General features: G+C 60.3%; 19 protein-coding genes and 1 tRNA gene. 13 read left to right on the top strand and 7 right to left on the bottom strand.

What is annotated here, in order from left to right; translation table 11 throughout:
- Positions 1–3: 3 nt before the first annotated feature.
- Together ACMVPR_RS13190 and ACMVPR_RS13185 are read right to left on the bottom strand one after the other, a co-directional pair.
- Positions 4–1122, bottom strand: coding sequence for a phosphatase PAP2 family protein (locus tag ACMVPR_RS13190; protein ID WP_416883260.1), 1119 nt, complete (start codon positions 1120–1122; stop codon positions 4–6).
- Positions 1123–1149: 27 nt separating this feature from the next.
- A complete protein-coding gene (locus tag ACMVPR_RS13185) occupies positions 1150–2808 on the bottom strand; it encodes a hypothetical protein (RefSeq protein ID WP_416883259.1) in 1659 nt (552 codons plus the stop codon).
- Positions 2809–2924: 116 nt separating this feature from the next.
- Between ACMVPR_RS13185 and ACMVPR_RS13180 the strand changes: the two genes are divergently transcribed.
- Positions 2925–3116 (top strand): hypothetical protein, encoded by a 192-nt coding sequence (locus ACMVPR_RS13180; RefSeq protein ID WP_416883258.1) that lies wholly within the window; start codon positions 2925–2927, stop codon positions 3114–3116.
- A gap of 60 nt (positions 3117–3176) precedes the next feature.
- Here the strand turns inward: ACMVPR_RS13180 and ACMVPR_RS13175 are convergent, their stop codons facing one another.
- The gene (locus tag ACMVPR_RS13175) at positions 3177–3953 is read right to left on the bottom strand and encodes a transporter substrate-binding domain-containing protein (protein ID WP_416883257.1); all 777 of its coding nucleotides are present in this window, start codon (positions 3951–3953) and stop codon (positions 3177–3179) included.
- A 128-nt stretch (positions 3954–4081) separates the two neighbouring features.
- On the opposite strand from ACMVPR_RS13175, the gene ACMVPR_RS13170 reads away from it, so the two are divergent.
- From ACMVPR_RS13170 to ACMVPR_RS13160, 3 genes are read left to right on the top strand one after another with little or no spacing between them, the layout of a single operon-like run.
- On the top strand, positions 4082–4822 hold the full coding sequence (locus tag ACMVPR_RS13170) for an amino acid ABC transporter ATP-binding protein (RefSeq protein ID WP_416883256.1): 741 nt from the start codon (positions 4082–4084) through the stop codon (positions 4820–4822).
- A 10-nt stretch (positions 4823–4832) separates the two neighbouring features.
- Complete coding sequence (locus ACMVPR_RS13165; protein WP_292270095.1) at positions 4833–5603, top strand: amino acid ABC transporter permease; 771 nt, start codon at positions 4833–4835, stop codon at positions 5601–5603.
- A 14-nt stretch (positions 5604–5617) separates the two neighbouring features.
- Positions 5618–5974 carry a carboxymuconolactone decarboxylase family protein gene (locus tag ACMVPR_RS13160; RefSeq protein ID WP_416883255.1) on the top strand — a complete coding sequence of 119 codons (357 nt, stop codon included), beginning with the start codon at positions 5618–5620 and terminating at the stop codon, positions 5972–5974.
- 101 nt (positions 5975–6075) lie between these two features.
- Here the strand turns inward: ACMVPR_RS13160 and ACMVPR_RS13155 are convergent, their stop codons facing one another.
- On the bottom strand, positions 6076–6660 hold the full coding sequence (locus ACMVPR_RS13155; protein ID WP_416883254.1) for a TetR/AcrR family transcriptional regulator: 585 nt from the start codon (positions 6658–6660) through the stop codon (positions 6076–6078).
- A gap of 97 nt (positions 6661–6757) precedes the next feature.
- On the opposite strand from ACMVPR_RS13155, the gene ACMVPR_RS13150 reads away from it, so the two are divergent.
- From ACMVPR_RS13150 to ACMVPR_RS13130, 5 genes are all read left to right on the top strand, one after another.
- Positions 6758–7039, top strand: a complete 282-nt coding sequence (locus ACMVPR_RS13150; protein WP_300580456.1) for a hypothetical protein — start codon at positions 6758–6760, stop codon at positions 7037–7039.
- 75 nt (positions 7040–7114) lie between these two features.
- The gene (locus ACMVPR_RS13145) at positions 7115–8401 is read left to right on the top strand and encodes a homoserine dehydrogenase (RefSeq protein WP_416883253.1); all 1287 of its coding nucleotides are present in this window, start codon (positions 7115–7117) and stop codon (positions 8399–8401) included.
- Positions 8402–8488: 87 nt separating this feature from the next.
- Positions 8489–9454, top strand: coding sequence for a class II fructose-bisphosphatase (glpX, locus tag ACMVPR_RS13140; protein WP_300580462.1), 966 nt, complete (start codon positions 8489–8491; stop codon positions 9452–9454).
- Positions 9455–9464: 10 nt separating this feature from the next.
- Positions 9465–11210, top strand: coding sequence for a single-stranded-DNA-specific exonuclease RecJ (gene recJ, locus ACMVPR_RS13135; protein ID WP_416883252.1), 1746 nt, complete (start codon positions 9465–9467; stop codon positions 11208–11210).
- A gap of 140 nt (positions 11211–11350) precedes the next feature.
- A tRNA-Glu gene (locus ACMVPR_RS13130) sits at positions 11351–11425 on the top strand.
- Positions 11426–11583: 158 nt separating this feature from the next.
- Here the strand turns inward: ACMVPR_RS13130 and ACMVPR_RS13125 are convergent.
- The gene (locus tag ACMVPR_RS13125) at positions 11584–12468 is read right to left on the bottom strand and encodes an AraC family transcriptional regulator (protein WP_416883251.1); all 885 of its coding nucleotides are present in this window, start codon (positions 12466–12468) and stop codon (positions 11584–11586) included.
- Between the two features lie 159 nt (positions 12469–12627).
- Between ACMVPR_RS13125 and ACMVPR_RS13120 the strand changes: the two genes are divergently transcribed.
- Together ACMVPR_RS13120 and ACMVPR_RS13115 are read left to right on the top strand one after the other, a co-directional pair.
- Complete coding sequence (locus ACMVPR_RS13120; protein ID WP_416883250.1) at positions 12628–13497, top strand: SDR family NAD(P)-dependent oxidoreductase; 870 nt, start codon at positions 12628–12630, stop codon at positions 13495–13497.
- A 12-nt stretch (positions 13498–13509) separates the two neighbouring features.
- The gene (locus ACMVPR_RS13115; protein ID WP_416883249.1) at positions 13510–14319 is read left to right on the top strand and encodes an SDR family oxidoreductase; all 810 of its coding nucleotides are present in this window, start codon (positions 13510–13512) and stop codon (positions 14317–14319) included.
- Positions 14320–14419: 100 nt separating this feature from the next.
- On the opposite strand, the gene ACMVPR_RS13110 is transcribed toward ACMVPR_RS13115, so the two are convergent.
- On the bottom strand, positions 14420–15337 hold the full coding sequence (locus ACMVPR_RS13110; protein WP_416883248.1) for a DMT family transporter: 918 nt from the start codon (positions 15335–15337) through the stop codon (positions 14420–14422).
- Between the two features lie 312 nt (positions 15338–15649).
- Here ACMVPR_RS13110 and ACMVPR_RS13105 point away from each other — a divergent pair, with 312 nt between their 5' ends.
- A complete protein-coding gene (locus tag ACMVPR_RS13105) occupies positions 15650–16417 on the top strand; it encodes a FadR/GntR family transcriptional regulator (RefSeq protein ID WP_416883247.1) in 768 nt (255 codons plus the stop codon).
- On the opposite strand, the gene ACMVPR_RS13100 is transcribed toward ACMVPR_RS13105, so the two are convergent.
- Complete coding sequence (locus ACMVPR_RS13100; RefSeq protein WP_416883246.1) at positions 16418–17089, bottom strand: DUF1028 domain-containing protein; 672 nt, start codon at positions 17087–17089, stop codon at positions 16418–16420.
- 102 nt (positions 17090–17191) lie between these two features.
- On the opposite strand from ACMVPR_RS13100, the gene ACMVPR_RS13095 reads away from it, so the two are divergent.
- The gene (locus tag ACMVPR_RS13095; protein ID WP_292268014.1) at positions 17192–18769 is read left to right on the top strand and encodes an ABC transporter substrate-binding protein; all 1578 of its coding nucleotides are present in this window, start codon (positions 17192–17194) and stop codon (positions 18767–18769) included.
- Positions 18770–18775 lie beyond the last annotated feature (6 nt).

Here is an 18775-nt window from a genome sequence, read left to right as displayed (position 1 = left end):
GGCTCAGACTTTCTGCGCTTCGGCCACGGCTCCGGACCAGAGCCACGAAAACGCAGGCTTGGCCGAGAGTGTTGCAGAGGCCCCCGTCGCGGTCAGCCCTTTCGTCGCTGCGATAGCCGGATCGCGCTGGTCTTCATCGAAGAAGTCGTGATCGCCCGCGCTGTAGGCCAGTTCCGCGACCGGCGCGCCTGCACCTGCGCGGTTCAGCACAACCTGACCAACGATCCGGCCAAGCGATGCGCCCGCCCAACTGTCGATGGGATAATGTACGCCCGCGACGGTCCGGTTGACAGCAATGCGTTCGGCCAGACCGCGCAGCGCCTTGATGCGCTGCTCGCCGTCCGAAAGGCTGTCCCAAGCTGTCACCAGCGCTTCAAGCACGGTCAGCACGGCATAGGCCTCGGTCGCATGGGCCGACGGGAAGCTGCCGTGGCCCGGTGTCGGGATCATCGGCATCAGACGGGCGTCCAGCTGGTCGGGGCGGCGTATGGCGAGGTGGTTTTTCACGATCATCGCGGTATGCGCTGCTGCCACTTGTGTGGCCGTGATCAACTCAAAGGTCTTCTTGTTCTGGGCGCTGTGCAGACCAAGCATCATCGCGAAATAGGCGGTTGGAAAGCCAAGCTGCGATGTGATCTCGGCAGTGCGTTCTGCGCGCAGGGTGGCGTAGTCCGACACCAGACGGCATTGCGATCGCAACAGGGTGGTCGCAGGGCGGTCGAGCGTCAGAAAGGTCGTGCCGTCAAAAGACAGTGCCACGCGGTCGGGTGCGCCGCCGGCGCCGACCATTGCATTCGACCCGATGCCTGCGAGGTATTCGCTGACATAGAGCGATCCGCGCACCCATGTGGCCAAGCCGTTGAGATTATTTGGATCAGAAAACCCCAGTTCCTTGTCTGTCGGCGTTGTGCCGTCATCGGTCAGGTGCCGCAAACCTTCGGCTGTGGTCTGAAGACCGTGGGTTGTCATGGGGTCGTAACCGCCGGGGTCTTCGCTTCCCAGAAAGCCGCCCAGTCCCGTGAAGTTCGTTCCACCCCCGAAGCCGCCAAAGCCTCCGAACCCACCAAATCCGCCGAAGCCACCAAAGCCGCCGAACCCGCCAAATCCACCATATTGTGCCATGAGATGTATCCCTTGTTTGAAATTGCCTTAAGAAAGTCCCGCCTCTGCCAGAGCGGAAATCACCAGTTTCCCGGTTTTGCTGTCAGCGGAGGGGTGTGTCTTGCGATAATCGTCGAGACTGAAATACGGGAACCGCCGCAGCAGATCCTGAGCGGTCTCGCGCGCCTCGGCTCCGCGATCCAGCGCATGGAGCGCCGCAATCCGCGTTCTCAGTGTTGAAATATGCCGATCATTCGATTCAAGTGACCGGTCGGCAAGTTCGAGTGCTTTTTGATAGTCGCCACCTGCCAGATGAGCAGAGCTTGCCAGACTGTCGAAATAGTAACCGAATGGATCAATCGGTGACAGGTCGCGCGCTGTCGTTGTGGCGCGAATGGCGGATTGGCCTTCGTCCCGGAAGGCCATCAGCGACCCGCGCAAGAGCCAAGACAGGCTTTCGCTTGGGTTGATGTCTTGCGCGGCGCTGTAGCGGCGCTCGGCGACATCCATGTTCTTGAGGATGTTGCCGTTGACGAACCCGTCGATGGTCAGGCCGAAGCTTGACTGCGGATCGAGGTCCAGCGCCCTCGCCGTGCAATCCAGCGCTTTTTGCGTGTCGCCCTGACGGTCTGTGCTGTAATTCTTGAAGATACTGAGAACATACCATTTGCCCAGCCACGCAAAGACATGCGGATTGGCTGGCGCGCGGGCGGCCGCTTCGTCCAGGAACTGCCGGGCGCGCAGGAAATCCCCCAGCTTGGGGTGATGCATCGCCGTCGCTCCGGCGATCAGCAGCTTATGGTCCGGCAGTTCGGGAAGTGGGGTTTGGCGTCCCGCGTGCAGGGTCGTTTCCGCGATGGCACGCCCGACCGATTGCACCACGTTGACCAACCATCCCGAAGCTTCTTGCGAGAAATGCGCCATCGGACAGGACAAGTGTCTGTTCCACAAAAGCGTGCCGCTTTGCACATCGGTGAAATCAAGATCGGCAATCAGCGTGTCGCCCTGTCGCCGCATGCTGCCCGTCAGCAGGTAATCCACGTCAAGCGTTTCGCGCAGGTTCACGATGTCGATAAAGCGCTGCGACATCGCCCGTCCGGACAGATGTGAAATGACCGACAAAAGACTTGAGCGCGACATCATGCGGCTGGTCTCTTCGGCGATCCAGTCGCCCGCGATGGCAAGCTCTGCATCGCCCGGCGGTACGGTCAGTGGCAATGCACAGACACGCGGCCTGATCCGCGTTGGCCCGCGCTTGTTCGAGATGAAGCATAGGGCTTTCACCGAACTGGGATCTGCCCGGATGCTGTCGCGCCACGCAAGGAACGAAGGCTCGCGGACATTCAGATCGTCAAGGAACGGGCCGTCCGAGGGATGGCCGATCACCTTGACAAGGGACATATCGATTTCGATTTCCTTGTTCGTGACGGTCAGGATGCTGTCGAAATCGTCACCCAGGATCTTGCGAAGGTCCGACAGGGCACGGCGCAGGTTCTGATGGCCGCTTTCGTAATCGGCAAATCCCCAGAGCGTTTCCTGCAGAAAGCTGCGCGAGCGCCGATTGAGCGGGGCCGTCACCAACAAGGCAAAGAACGCACGATGTTTGGCACCCGTGATTTCCTGCGCAGGCGCATCAGCGTACCGCAGCACGCACGATCCGAATAAGGAAATCTCAAGCCCTGCGGCCACCTTAGCCTCTCCCGTCATATGGGAGGATGCTAGCGGCGCTCTGCGTCGGAACCAAGCTGTTCACACTTATTTCACAGTATGTGGCTAGGCGCATTTGCTAACCTGCGGGAACGGCAAGAGAAAAGGACCGTTTCATGTCCGAAAAGCAGACCTCTCTCGAGATCACCGATGCAGTTGATTTTTACCGGCAATGGCCAAGTTTGCGCGCACATGCAGAGCATTTGCTGGAGACTCAGGACTTGGCAAGCGATGACGCAGAGGTGTTGCGATGGATGATCAAGGTCGTTGATATGGTGGGCCCGCACGACATCAAACGCGAGCGCTAGTCTTCGTTGGGCACAAAAAAACCGGCCAGTGGCCGGTTTTTCCGTTGAGAAAAGGATGTCTCAGAGACCCCATTTTTCCGCAGTTCGGTCGAAGAACCCCTGAGCCTTCTTCAGTTCGATCCAGCTGTTGACGTAGTTGATCCAGACCTGATCGTTCTGGGGCAGCAACATGGCGATGGGCGACGGTGCGCGCGGGCCATCGGTTTCGATCTGGCGCAGATTCGGGAACTTGGACACAAGCGTGGAGCCTTCGATGTTCGACGTGATGAACACATCGGACCGTCCCGACAGGACCTCCTGATAGCCGCGTGCGGGTGCTTCGACCACAGTCAGCTGCGCATCCGGGAACCATTCCTTGACCAGCTTTTCGAAGGTGGTGCCCAGCGTGGTTGCGACTTTCACATCTGCCGCGTTGATCGAATCCCAGCCTGAGAAGCGGTTGACCTTATCGTCCGTGGTGAACGGGAAAATCTCGACCGAAATGTAGCTGTCCGAGAAGCCGGCCGCTTTCATGCGCGCAGGACTGATCGAAGCGGAACCGGTCATGTGGTAGTTGCCCGCGACAACGCCGTTGACCAGCGTTTTCCAGTCGGTCGGCACGAATTCAAGTTCGACGCCAAGATCGGTGGCAAGTTCGGTCATGACGTCGATGTCGTAACCGACATAGCTGTTGGTGGCCGGATCCCGCACGGACATCGGGTTCCAGTCGCCCGTTGTGCCGACTTTGAGAACGCCGCCGCTCAGAATGTCCTGAAGCGCGGATTGCGCCGATGCGGGGGCGCCGAGGAAAGACACGGCAACCGCCGCAGCAAGTCCAAGTGATTTCAGAAAACGCATGGTATTTCCCTTTTCGTGTAAGTCTTGGTGGGGTTACATAGGCTGAAAGCTCCGACGGCCATCACGACACGCCATTTTTTTGGCGCACGCGCTATCTTGAGAGCAGTAAAGGTGGATCGGAGTGTGGCATGAACGCAGACCGCGTCATAAAGATCAGTTCGCTGAACAAATCCTTCGGGGATTTCCAAGTTCTGACCAAGGTCGACCTGAATGTCAGTCTGGGCGAACGTATCGTCATTTGCGGACCTTCGGGTTCGGGCAAGTCCACTTTAATCAGATGTGTCAATGGATTGGAACAATATGATTCCGGGAGCATCATTGTCGATGGCATCTCCCTGTCCGAACCCGGCGGGGTCGAGCGTGTCCGCGCCGAGGTTGGAATGGTGTTCCAGCAGTTCAATCTGTTCCCTCATCTGACGGTCATCGAGAACCTGACATTGGGTCCGATGAAGGCGCGCGGTTTGTCACGCAAGGACGCGGATGTGCTGGCAATGGAATACCTTGAACGCGTCCGCATTCCAGAGCAGGCGCACAAACGTCCCCGCGAATTGTCCGGCGGTCAGCAGCAGCGCGTGGCGATTGCCCGGTCTTTGTGCATGAAGCCCAAGATCATGCTGTTCGACGAACCGACCTCTGCACTTGATCCCGAAATGATTTCCGAAGTGCTCGACGTGATGGTTGAACTGGCGCAGGACGGAATGACGATGCTGGTGGTCACCCACGAAATGGGCTTTGCCCGCAAGGTGGCGGATCGGATGGTGTTCATGGACAGCGGTGAAATCGTGGAAACCGGCACGCCGTCCGAGGTGTTCGAGGCACCCAAGACACAGCGCTTCAAGGCGTTCCTCGACAAGATCCTGCAGCATTGAGGCATTTCAGATGACGCGATTCTTCAAAATCTGGGTGCTCTTGGGCGCCTGTCTGTTCGTCACGGCCTGCACGAATGACGGCACATGGGGCTGGTATGTGATCGACCCGTCGACGGCGCAGGGCCAGTCGAATGTGCGGTTCCTGATCGGTGGCTTCTGGGCGACGATCCAGCTTTCGCTGATCGCGACGGTGCTCTCGATGACGATCGGGCTTCTGGTGGCTCTTCCGGGTATGTCCTCGAACCGTTGGGTCAGGCTTCCCTCACGCGTTTATATCGAGTTCGTCCGCGCCATCCCGCTGCTGCCAATGCTGTTTTGGGTGTTTTACGGCCTGCCTGTCGTGATGCGGTCCCTTGGCTTTCCGATCACCATTGACGCGTTCTGGGGCGCGATCATCACGCTGGCGATCTCGGACAGTGCATTTACCGCCGAGATCTATCGCTCTGGCATTCAGTCGATCCCCAAAGGCCAGACCGAGGCAGCCCGTACTGTTGGTCTGACCTACAGCCAGACGATGCGCTACGTGATCCTGCCACAGGCGATCCGGCGGATTCTGCCGCCGCTCGCAAACCAATTCATCTACATCGTGAAAATGTCTGCCTTCGCGTCGGTGATCGGGATGCAGGAATTGACGCGCCGCGCGAATGAACTGGTTGTGACGGAATACAGGCCGCTCGAAATCTACACATTGTTGATCCTCGAATACCTTGTGCTTGTTCTGATCATCAGCTTTTTCGTGCGGTGGCTTGAGCGCAAAATGGGTTCGGACGAAAGCCGTTAACACAGGAGAGCGTAATGAGCTGGTCAGACTTCATGAAAGAGACGGTGGGGCGTCTCGACGTGATGCAAAAGGAAACACCCGAAACCTTTGCAGGCTTCAACCAGATGGGACGTGCGGCCAAGACCAACGGCGCGCTGGATGAAAGGACCAAGGAACTGATTGCGCTGGGCATCGCCATCGCAACACGGTGCGACAGTTGCATCGCGTTTCACGTCAAGTCGCTGGTACGACTGAAGACGACCCGCGAAGAGTTCTGCGAAGCTCTGGCGATGATAGCCTATATGGGCGGCGGGCCGTCGGTTGCGTTCAGCGCCAAGGCGCTCGAAGCCTATGACGAATTCATGGGTGGGTCTGCGGGCACATCGGTCTGAGACGGCGCAAGGTTTTTCGAAAAACCTTGCAAGCGCGGTTTTGATACCGCGTATGAAGCGCGTTCGAACGCGCTTGTTTCAAGAGATTTCGAAATCTCTTGTCAGGTGACTGCCTTGCGCACCATGTCCCAATAGATCGCTTCCACTTCGGCAAGCGACAGCCGCCCGCCGCTGCGATACCATGTGTTCACGCCGTTCAGCATGCCAATGATGGCCAGCGTCGTGATCTTGGTGTCGGCAACATGAAACACTCCCGCATCCCTGCCGTCGCGCAGGATCGCCTCCAACTCGGCTTCGTAACGTCTTCGCAGGTCCTCGATGGCTCCGAAATTCTCGGGCGTCAGGTTGCGCAATTCCATGTAGGAAATGAAGACCGCCAATGGACGTTCGAGATGGAAGCGGATGTGAAACCGGCTGAAGGCTTCAAGCCTCTCCAAAGGGCTGTCAAATGAAGGTTCGCCCTGACGTGCGGCCAGCAATTCGTCCATATGCCCTTGCATCAGGTCGAAGAGGAGCGACTGCTTGTCGGGCGTGTAATTGTAAAGCGCACCGGCCTGAACGCCGACTTCCTGCGCGATCCGGCGCATCGATACAGCCGCGTAGCCGTGTTGCGCAAACAAGGCCAAAGCGGCCTCGCGCACCCGCGGCCCCGTGATATCCGAATGTGAGCCAGCCGTGCGTGCCATGGGGGGCAGATTATCTGAACACCCGTTCAGATCAAGCCCGTGGTTGCGCGCCCGCCCGCGCTGCGGCATGACATACGCAGCAATAGGAGCGTTTCTGATGTGGCGGGCATGGATCATGTTGGGTTTTGTGGTCACCGCCTGCGCGGAATTTCCGGAGGTCGATGCCGCCCTGGCAGCGGGGGAGCCACAGTCCGAGTACCCGGCCTTGCTGCCGTTCGAGCAGTTGCTCGCGCAAGAGGACCCAAGGCTCGACGCAGGCGACGTTGATGCGTTGCGTTCGCGCGCCACAGACTTGCGCAACCGCGCCGATGGTCTGCGCGGACCCGTGATCGACGGCGAAACTCGGGACCGAATGAACGACGGCGTGCAGCAACCCTGATCAGGGCCGTTGCAGCCCCGAACGCAAGGCGCTATTGCGGGCAAAATCACGCCAGACTGCAAAAGGATTGCCCGAATGACTGAACCTCTGCGCCTTGGAATTGCGGGTCTGGGCACTGTCGGTGCGGGCGTCGTCAAGATCATCCGCCAGAAAGCTGCGCTGCTTGAGGCGCGCAGCGGTCGTCCGATCAGCATTTCGGCGGTCAGCGCACGCAATCGGGTCAAGGATCGCGGTGTGCCGCTCGACAGCTACGCATGGGAAGACGATCCTGTTGCTCTGGCCAAGCGCGACGATGTGGATGTCTTTGTCGAATTGATGGGCGGCAGCGATGGCCCGGCCAAGGCAGCGACTGAAGCGGCGCTGCGGGCGGGCAAGGACGTGGTGACCGCGAACAAGGCACTGCTTGCACATCATGGACAGGCTTTGGCCGAGGCGGCGGAAAAGGCCGGTGCGGTTCTTCGGTTCGAAGCCGCTGTTGCGGGCGGGATCCCTGTGGTCAAAGCGCTGACCGAAGGCTTGGCCGGAAATGACATCACACGGGTGATGGGCGTGATGAACGGCACCTGCAATTACATTCTGACACGGATGGAATCCGCTGGTTTGACCTATGACCAGGCGTTTGCCGAAGCGGATGGTCTTGGCTATCTGGAGGCCGACCCGAACCTTGATGTGGGAGGCATTGACGCCGGTCACAAGCTGTCCTTGTTGGCGGCCATCGCCTTTGGCACTCAAGTGGCGTTCGACGCGGTCGAGCTTGAAGGCATCGGGAGGATCAGCATCGAAGACATCCGTCAGGCGGCGGACATGGGCTACAAGGTCAAGCTGCTGGGCGTGTGCCAGATGACAGGGCGCGGGTTGGAGCAGCGCATGTCGCCCTGTCTGGTCCCGGCAACATCGCCGCTGGGCCAGCTTGAAGGTGGCACCAACATGGTGGTGATCGAAGGCGATCAGGTGGGGCAGGTCGTTCTGCGTGGGCCAGGGGCGGGCGAAGGCCCCACCGCGAGCGCAGTCCTCGGGGATGTGATCGACATTGCACGGGGAACACGGGTGTCCACCTTTGGCCAACCAGCCGCCAGTTTGGAACTGGCGAAACCCGCGCAAACGGCAACACCGGTACCGTACTATCTGCGTCTCATTCTGCTCGACAAACCCGGTGCACTGGCCAAGGTGGCCGCTGCTCTGGGCGAAGCCGGAGTTTCGATCAACCGGATGCGCCAGCGCAGCCACGATCAGAACACGGCCCCGGTGTTGATCGTCACGCACAAGACAACCCGCGCTGCATTGGACAACGCCCTTGCCGCGATGGTCGGCACAAAGGTTGTCGAAGGCGAACCGGTTGCCCTGAGGATCGAACAGGTCTGACCGTTTTCGCTCAATCCATCCTTGTCAGCCGGGGGGCACGGGCTTAACACGCTTCGCAACCGACTTTTTTTGTGACTGGAGAGTTTCATGACCGCGCGCGCTGATTTCAACGACCGTATGCTGTCCCTTGGTTTGGCGCGGGTGGCAGAGCAAGCCGCCATCGCAACCGTGAACCTGATTGGGCGCGGCGATGAGAAAGCGGCGGATCAGGCGGCGGTGAACGCCATGCGCCAGCAGTTGAACCTGCTCGATATCGCGGGCGTTGTCGTGATCGGTGAAGGCGAACGCGACGAAGCGCCGATGCTCTACATTGGGGAAGAGGTCGGCACCGGCAATGGCCCCGGTGTGGACATCGCGCTTGACCCGCTGGAAGGCACGACGCTCACCGCCAAGGACATGCCCAACGCGCTGACAGTGATTGCCATGGGACCGCGTGGCTCCATGCTGCACGCACCGGATGTCTACATGGAAAAGCTGGCCATCGGGCCGGGTTTTGCCGAAGGGCTGGTCACGCTGGACATGACACCGCGCGAGCGGGTGACTGCGCTGGCACGGGTCAAGGGCTGCAGCCCGCGGGACATTACGGTGTGCGTTCTCGAACGTCCGCGACACGAAGACATGATTGCTGAAATCCGGTCCACCGGTGCGGCGATCCGGCTGATCACCGATGGTGACGTCGCAGGCGTGATGCATTGCGCCGAGCCGAACCAGACCGGGATCGACATGTATATGGGCACGGGCGGCGCACCCGAGGGTGTTCTTGCTGCAGCCGCTCTGAAATGTATGGGTGGCCAGATTCAGGGCCGTCTGGTGTTCCGCAATGATGACGAGAAAGCCCGCGCGGCCAAAGCCGGCATCACCGACCTCGACAAGATCTATTCGCGCGACGAAATGGTCACCGAAGACGTGATCTTTGCCGCGACCGGCGTCACCACGGGATCGTTGCTTGCCGGGATCAAGCGCGAGGTTGGTTATTACACCACCGAAACCCTGCTGATGCGGTCAAAGACCGGGTCGGTGCGGCGGATGACCTACCGAAATCCGATGCACTGATGGGGCAGGCGTGACCGGATATCTTGGCGTCGACAGGTCACTGACCGGGCGGCGCTGGATCGGCCCGGCGCCCGACATCACACGACATGCCGAAGCGCTGGTGCAGCAGACGGGTTTGCCGCCTGCCTTGTGCCAGACCTTGTCGCGGCTGGGCGTTGCCGCCGATGACGTGCCGACATATCTGGAACCGACTTTGCGGGCGCTCTTGCCCGACCCCAGAACCTTGCGCGACATGGAGCGCGCGGCCGGTCGTATTCTGCAGGCAGTGCGCAACCGCGAACGGATTGCCATCTTTGCCGATTACGACGTGGACGGTGGCGCCTCTGCCGCCTTGCTGATCGACTGGTTGCGGCAGCTCGACCGCAAGGCAACGCTCTATGTGCCCGACCGCATCGACGAAGGCTATGGCCCCAACGAGGCTGCGATGGAGGCTTTGGCTCGGGATCACGACCTGATCGTCTGCGTCGATTGTGGAACCCTATCACATGGCCCCATCGCTGCCGCGAAAGGGGCAGATGTTGTGGTCCTTGACCACCACCTTGGGGGTGAAACCCTGCCTGATGCCTATGCCGTGGTGAACCCCAACCGTCAGGACGAGGATGGCGCGTTGGCGCATCTCTGTGCGGCGGGCGTGGTGTTCCTGACCTTGGTCGAAGCCGGGCGGCAAATGCGCGTGTCCGGCGCACAAGGGCCTGACCTCATGTCAATGCTCGACCTCGTGGCGCTCGCCACCGTGGCCGACGTGGCCCCGCTCAAGGGTGTGAACCGCGCTCTGGTGCGGCAGGGTCTCAAGGTGATGGCGCAGCGGGCGCGGCCCGGACTGGTCGCGCTGTGCGATGTGGGACGTCTGGATACGGCGCCGACATCCTATCATCTTGGGTTTGTGCTTGGCCCAAGGGTCAATGCCGGAGGGCGGATCGGCAAGGCCGATCTGGGTGCCCGGCTTTTGGCCACCATTGATCCCAACGAGGCCAGGTCCATCGCGGAACGGCTCGATGCGCTGAACACCGAACGGCGCGAGATCGAAGAGGCCGTGCGGGCGCAGGCGTTGGAGCAGGCTGAAGAGCGTGGCTTTGACGCGCCTTTGGTCTGGGCGGCAGGCGAAGGCTGGCATCCCGGTGTTGTCGGAATCGTCGCCTCTCGTCTCAAGGAGCGCACCAATCGCCCGTCCATCGTGATCGGGTTCGACGGGGACGCGGGCAAGGGGTCCGGACGATCCGTGAGCGGGATCGATCTGGGTGCCGCCATTCAGAAGCTTGCCGCCGAAGGACATCTGGAAAAAGGCGGTGGTCACAAGATGGCCGCCGGACTGTCCCTGTCGCGTGCGCAGCTGGAACCGGCCATGGCGCGCCTTGCCGCGATCCTCGCGAAACAGGGTGCGGATCAACTTGGCGCATCGGATCTGCGTCTGGACGGGCCGTTGATGCCTGGGGCTGCAACGCCGGAGCTGGTCGACATGTTGGAACAGGCCGGACCCTTTGGGGCCGGGGCAGCGGCACCGCGATTTGCGTTCCCGGATATGCAGATCGGATTTGCGAAACGTGTGGGAAGTGCGCACCTGAAACTCAGCTTCGGGGACGGGCTTGGGGCACGGATCGACGCGATTTGCTTCGGCGCCTTCGACGGTCCTCTTGGTGCAGCGCTTGAACAACATGGTGGCGCTCGATTCCATTTGGCCGGGCGTCTGGAAATCAACGAATGGGGCGGTCGGCGTTCTGTTCAACTCCGCTTGGAGGATGCAGCACCTGCGCGCTGACCTTTTGGGTAAGTGGTTGTCTTCAATGAAATTTTTTGTCGGGGGCATAATCTTTGGTGAAGCTGCAAAAAACCACGAAAACCTTCGAATTTCCACTTGCATGGCTCCGCGCCATTGCATAAACACCGCTCACCAAGAGTGGCCCGTTCGTCTATCGGTTAGGACGCCAGGTTTTCAACCTGGAAAGAGGGGTTCGATTCCCCTACGGGCTGCCACTTGTTTCCCCGAACATTTTATATTTTGCAGAAGAACACCCTCGTCGTTGGTCTGTGCCATCGCAATTCCTGAAAGTTGGATTCGGTGGTCTGGTGTAACTTGGAAGGGTGGGAAGGCTCTGAATGGGATCGCAATCCGTTCTTGAACAGCGTATCGCTTATTCCGCCGCCAACGCGGCCCGATCCTGACGAGGTGACAGGCCGAACTTGCGCGCGTATTCGCGCGAGAACTGGGCCGAGCTTTCGTAACCGACGCGAAAGGCGATCTGAGATACTTTGGCAGATGAACTGCGCAGCGCGTCGCGCGCGTGCAGCAGGCGTAGGTCTTTTTGGTATTGCAGGGGCGACGTGCCGGTCACTGCCTTAAAATGCTCGAAAAAAGCTGAGGTGCTCATGCCGACCCGATCGGCAAGTTCTCCGACAACCACGGTGCGCGAAAGATCCGATTGAATCTCGCGCGTTGCCTGGAAGATGCGGCTGGCGGTCGTCTCGTGCCAAAGAAGTTTTTGCAGCGCAGCGGTCTGGGGCCCGAGAAGCAGGCGGGCGTGGATTTCCTCACGGGTGATCGGGGCCAGCAATTGGCGCGTCTTGCGGTTTGCGCATTGGTCGAGATACCGGATCAGCGCGTCCTCCATGGCGGGATCGGTTGGGCAAAGCGTGATGGAAAACGGGTCGCGGCCGCGCGTCCCCGGTGCAGGTGGCACTGCTGGCGCAAGGCCGCGCAGCACGTCGAGATCGAGCGGAAACACCAGCGCGACGTAGGGTGTTTCGGGCGTGGCATGGCTGATCCGTGAGACGACCGGCAGCGCGTGGCTGACAAGCAGCGATTGACCTGCTGCGACGGTCAGGCTGTGTGCGCCCGCGCTGACCTGCTTGGCGCCTTGCAGGACAAGGCACAAAAGCGGGCAATAGACAGTGGCCTGTTGCGGGCTGGGCGCGTCGAACCTCAGGAAATGCATCCCGCTTTCAGCATGGGCGAGTCCTCCCTGCGGTAGTTCGGCTTCATCCATCAGCGCCACGGCGCGGTCCAGCAACGTTGTCATGCGGCTCTCCTTGTGCGGACCAAATAGCAGGAAAGGACCGTCTTGTGTGACGGATTATTCTGATCTTCGGAGTATCAGGCAAGTTTTTTGGACAAACGGGAAAGAATTGGCGACTGGCTCGGAGTATTGTCCTTTTATCACCAAGCAAGGACAGGACACATGGCAAAGGTTTTCATCACTGGGATCGCAGGTGGCTTTGGCCTGCCCACCGCAAGGGCGCTTATGGCACAGGGGCATCACGTGGCGGGCAGCGTCCGCAGCCGCTCGGGCCGCAACGCCGCCACCGTCGCTGCGCTTGAGGCCGAAGGAGCGCAGATCGTCGAGATGGACGTGACCGACACCGCCAGCACCGAGGCGGGCGTAACCGGGGCCATTACCGCACTCGGCGGGCTGGACGTTCTGTTCAACAATGCCGGGATCGGATCCCATGGCATTCAGGAACTGATGTCGCCCGAGGACATGACCCGCGTTTTCGACGTCAATGTCACCGGCGTACAGCGCGTGATGCGCGCCGCCCTGCCGCATTTCCGGGCACAGGGGCGCGGGACGATCCTCTACACGTCCAGCCTGATCGGGCGCATTGCGACGCCGTTTTACGGCACCTATTGCGCGTCGAAATGGGCGCTGGAGGCGATGGTCGAATGCTACCGCACGGAACTTTCCGGTTTCGGCATCGAATCCTGCATCATCGAACCCGGCGCCATGCCCACAGCTTTCTTCGACGGCATGGTCACGCACGATGATCCCGCGCGCGAGGCTGAGTATGGTGATTTCGCCGCCGTTCCAGCCATGTCCGCCGAAGGGCTGGCGCAGATGCTGGAGGCCACGCCCGACCAACGACCCGAACGCATCGCCGAGGCCGTAACCGCGCTGCTGGCGCTGCCCTTTGGTGAGAAACCCTTTCGCACAGTTGTCGATCACACCGGCGTCGGCCCGGAGATCGAGCGCTACAACGTCGCGCTGCATGATGTCACCCGCACGGTCCTGACCAATTTCGGCATCGAAGAGATGCTTCGCCTCAACGCCTGAAGGAGTTTTCTCATGCCCACCATCCTCATCACCGGCGCGTCCTCCGGCATCGGCAAGGCCAGCGCCCTGCGCTTTCAGTCCGAAGGCTGGAACGTCATCGCCACCATGCGCGACCCTGCCGAGTCTGACCTTGCCCATCTGGACAACGTGCTGGTCACCCGGCTCGACGTGACCGACCCTGCCTCGATCAACGCGGCCGTCAGTGCAGGGACCGACCGCTTCGGTGCCATAGACGTCCTTCTGAACAACGCGGGCTACGGGGCCTACGGCCCGCTCGAAGCGTTTTCGACCGACCGCATCCGCCGCCAGTTCGACACCAATGTGATCGGGTTATTGGAGGTGACCAAAGCCGTGCTGCCGCATATGCGCACGCGCCGGTCGGGCACGATCGTCAACATCTCGTCCATCGGCGGGCAGATCACCTTTCCGCTGGGCGCACTCTATCATGGCACCAAGTTCGCTGTCGAAGGATTGTCCGAGGCGCTTCACTACGAGCTGGAGCCACTGGGCATTCGGGTGCGGATTGTCGAACCGGGAATGATCAAGACAGATTTCGGCGGGCGCTCTTTCGACTTTGCGATGGACGAAAGCCTGACCGACTATGCCCCCAGTGCCGAAGCGATGGGGCGGTTGTTTGGAAAGCTGGCGTCACACCCATCGGCGCCCGAGGTCGTGGCCGACGTCATCTGGCAAGCCTCCAATTCACCCGACGACCATCTGAGGTTTCGCGCCGGGCAAGACGCCACAGACCTGCTGGATCAGCGAAAGGCGCAGGATGACGCGACCTTCATCGGCAGCATCAAGGACTTGATGCGCGAATGAGAACCGGCGCATCGAAGCGGCGCAATGTCCGCGTGGATGCGCCGTTCTGTCAGAACAAATCGACCTATCGAAGGGCCGCTTGCGGCATGTTCGTTCCTTGCTAAGGCGCCGTGATGGGCGGTGGTTTTCGCCGCTTTCCCGAGAGCGCATTGCCCGCAATCGCCGCAAGCAGAACTGCGCCACCGATCAAGGTGTTCGCACTCGCCGTCTCCCCAAGGAACAGCCACACCCAGATCGGACCAAGCAGGACTTCGGCCAAGGATAACAGCGCGAGTTCGGCGGCGGGGAGGCTGCGCGAACCGAGCGTATAGAGGATCAGACCGGCGCCGACCTGGAACACGCCCATGCCCATGGCAATGCCGCCGTCATGTGGGCTCAGAACAACGGACAGCCCGAGGCCAAAGCAAATTGCCAATGTGATGACGATTGCGAAAAGGCCCGACAGGAAGACCGCTGGGAGCATTTCGCCGGTCCGGCCCCATCTCAACGACACGGTGAAGACGGCGAAACCGAAGGCCGATCCAAGCGCGGCCAGACTGCCTTTTAACGCGACGCCACCAGACTTGTCAGCGACCATGATCGCGATTCCGCCAATCGCAACGGCGATTGCAATCCAGGTAGCGGTGCGAACGGGTTCTCTCAACACGATCCACCCAAGCAGCGCGGCTATGAACGGGGCAGTCGCAAACAACAGCATGGCGTTTGCGACCGATGTGCTTTGAATCGCGTAGATGCCACCGGAATAAGCCGCGACCAGCGAAAGCCCGGCAATGATGACTGGGAAACCGACACGGCGGATCTGAACAAAGGGGCTTTCGCCAGACCGCACCCGGATAAAGATATACAGGAACAGCGACATGCTGATCGATCGATAGAGCAGTATTTGCCAAACCACAGCGTCTTCGATCAGGCGAATGCCCAGACCAACAGTTGACCAAAGAACCCCCGCCGCGAAGACAAAGAGCACACCGTACCTGTCGGCATCCGCACGGGGAGGGGATGGCGCAATGAGTGACATGTGACCGAGGTTAGCGTGCAACCAAAGCCTGCGATCACTCATTTGCGACATGGCGCGGTATGTCTCTGAGCGTCGAAACTGCCCTTCAGTCCTGCGGCCTCCATCCTTTTGGTGATGGGCTTCAGCGCGGTGCGAAGCCCTTGTCCTGCGGCCAAGCGCGACACGCGCTTTCCGGAGGTTGATGCGGTCGCGAGGCCTTGCAACGAGGTCGCGGCGCGATTTGCATATGTCACAATGGCCTTGAGTTTATCATGATGAATAGGTTTCTTGTGGGGCACGCCGCCCAAAGCGGCGCAGATCGAGAATGAGAATATGTCCGCCAAAGCATCTCCAGAGGCCAAGAACCAATCCCGACGGTCGCGCCCATTGCGTGTTGCCGAAGAGATCAAGGATTGGGTGGTCGAGCGTGGGTTGCAGCCGGGCGACCGGCTCCCGGGCGAGGCAGAGCTGATCGAGCGGTTCGGCATGGCCAAGGGCACGATCCGCGAGGCCATGCGCCTTTTACAGGCTCAGGGGCTTGTGGACACCAAGACCGGTCCGGGTGGCGGAAGCTTTGTTGGTGAAGTGACGCGCGACCGGGCGGCAGCGCTGTTGGCAAATTATTTCTACTTTCGCGATGTGACCATTCACGACATCTATCAGGTCCGCATCGCGCTTGAGCCTGAGCTTGCGGCCAGTCTTGCGGGGCGTCTCACGGACGCGCAGATCGCGGATCTGGAGGCGATCATGCAGGAGTATGCCCACCCGGCATCGGATGCCCAGGAAGAGCGTCGCCAGCACGTGGCCTCGCTGCGATTCCATGCTCGGTTGTCAGACTTCGGCGGCAACGCGCTGCTGAGTTTCTTTATCGGGTTCATGGCGCAGATCCTGACCGATCTGACGGTGTACAAGCGGCTTTATGAGACGCCGAACCACGACCTTTGGCGCACGGGACGTCAGCATCAGATTGACCTGATCGCAGCGTTGCGACGCGGAGACGCCGAGAAAGCGCGGGACATCATGCGCAGCCACATGGAAATGGCCTGTGAGCAGATGGAGACTCAAGAAGCGGTCGTAATGAAGCGCTTCATCGCCGAATGATCACGCGGTGAACGGGATCGCGCGCTCGGGGTCAGCGAGTGTCGGTACATGGTTCACCCAATCGGCATAAAGGCCACTTGTTGCGCGGTCGTGCAGAAGGGCAAGAGCCGTCAACGGGTCCTCGGAATGGTCGATGCGCAAGCTCAGCGGCGGACGGTTTGCACTCACCACCAGAAGCGCCGCGGATAACAGTCCGCGACTGTCGCCTCCGACCGCCGCAGCGCGCTTCAGAGCATTGAGCAGACGCAGATCCATTGTGCCGTCAAACGCCAAGAAGCCATCAAGGCAGGCATCCAGAACCTCCTCTGAGGCCAACAGGTTTCCGGCAACAACAACGTTTGCTGCGTGACGCACGCCGGCAGTCTGAATGCTGTTGGCCCCGGTGAATGCCCAGGTGCCACCTGCCGGATCAAGAGCCGCCAGTTGACGTTCGTCACGGCCAGCGTCGGCTTCAACCACATGTCTGATGGCGGCTTCTGCCGTCTCGCCCGCGCGCATGCGCGCCAGAACATCCTGCCCCCACATCGTACTGGGAAGCGATCCCTGCGATGCCGAAAGTCCTGATTCGGCATCGCCGCGCAACACCCAGCCGCCGACGCACAGACTGCCGGTGGTCGCCGCGCCACCGTAAGTGCCTGATTTTTCGTCAAACGCGAGTATCGATATCGTCATAGCGGCCTCCGCTCAGTCTTGGACTTGAATTTATCATGAAAATTTGGCCTGATGCAATTTATCATGATAAATTTTAACTCACCAACAGGAGAAGAAGAAGTCATGTCGCTCTTTCATGTTACCCGCCAGGGCCTCATGGCTGCTGGCACGGCGCTTGCCCTAACGTTGGGCGCGTTCAGCGGCGCCCATGCACAAACACCCCCCGGTGTACTTATTGTCGGGCAGATTGCAGAGCCAAAAGCACTGGACCCGGCCGCTGTCACGGCGGTGAACGATTTCCGCATCCTGATGAACATCTATGATGGGTTGGTGCGCTACAAGGACGGCACACTCGAAGTCGAACCGGCGCTGGCCACAAGCTGGGATATCAGTGAAGATGGAACCGTCTACACATTCACGCTGCGCGAGGGCGTCACTTTCCATGACGGCTCTGCCTTCAATGCAGACGCGGTCAAGTTCAACTTCGATCGGATGCTGAACGAGGACCATCCGTATCACGACACCGGCCCGTTCCCACTGGCATTCTTCTTTTCTGGGGTGACGTCGACCGAAGTGGTCGATGACCTGACCGTGCGCTTCACGCTGGACGGGCCCTATGCCCCGTTCCTGTCGAACCTTGCCTATCCCACGGGTCTGATCGTGTCGCCCGCTGCGGTCGAACAGCATGGTGCAGACTTCGGACGGAACCCGTCAGGGACCGGACCCTTCACCTTTGGCGAATGGCGCTCAAATGAGGCTGTCGTGATCGAGGCCAACCCCAATTACTGGGACGGTGCACCCGATCTGCAGGCGGTCGTATTCCGTCCGATCACGGATGCAAACACCCGAACGGCAGAGATGCTGGCTGGAGGCATTGACCTGATGGTCGAAGTTCCGCCCGTAGCTCTGAGCGAGTTTCAGGGCGACACATATACCATACATGAACAGGCCGGGCCGCATGTCTGGTTCCTGATCCTGAATGCCAAGGAAGGCCCCTTTGCCGACGTCCGCGTGCGGCAAGCCGCCAACTATGCGGTCAATAAGGAGGCGCTGGTCAATGAGGTGCTTGAAGGCACGGCAGAAGTGGCTGCGGGCCCCACACCGCCCGCGTTCGCGTGGGCCTATAACCCCGATCTGGAACCGTACCCCTATGATCCCGAAAAGGCGCGCGCATTGATTGCCGAAGCCGGTGCAGAGGGTGCTGAATTGACCTTCTTTGTCACCGAGGGCGGATCCGGGATGCTCGACCCGGTCGCCATGGGCACCGCGATCCAGGCCGATCTGGAAGCTGTGGGCTTTGACGTGAAGATTGAAACCTACGAATGGAACACATTCCTGGGTGAAGTGAACCCCGGCCTCGAAGGCAAGGCCGATATGGCCGAAATGGCATGGATGACCAACGACCCGGACACGCTTCCTTTCCTTGCGCTCCGCACGGCAGCATGGCCGGATCAGGGTGGTTTCAACTCAGGCTACTACTCCAACCCCGAAGTGGACAAACTTCTGGAGGCGGCCCGCGTGGCCACCGACCAGGATGAACGCGCGCGTCTCTACAAAGAGATGCAGGTCATCGTGCAGGAAGACGCACCTTGGGTCTTTGTGGCGAACTGGAAGCAGAACGCAGTCACATCCGACAAGGTCGAGAACTTTGCGCTGCAGCCCTCGTTCTTCCTGCTGCTGGACGACGTGGTAAAGAACTGATCCTCT

The organism is Marivita sp., from assembly GCF_048006345.1.
Lineage (GTDB): Bacteria > Pseudomonadota > Alphaproteobacteria > Rhodobacterales > Rhodobacteraceae > Marivita.
The sequence above is the reverse complement of the archived record's forward strand: the minus strand, read 5'-3'. Positions and strand labels throughout refer to the sequence as shown.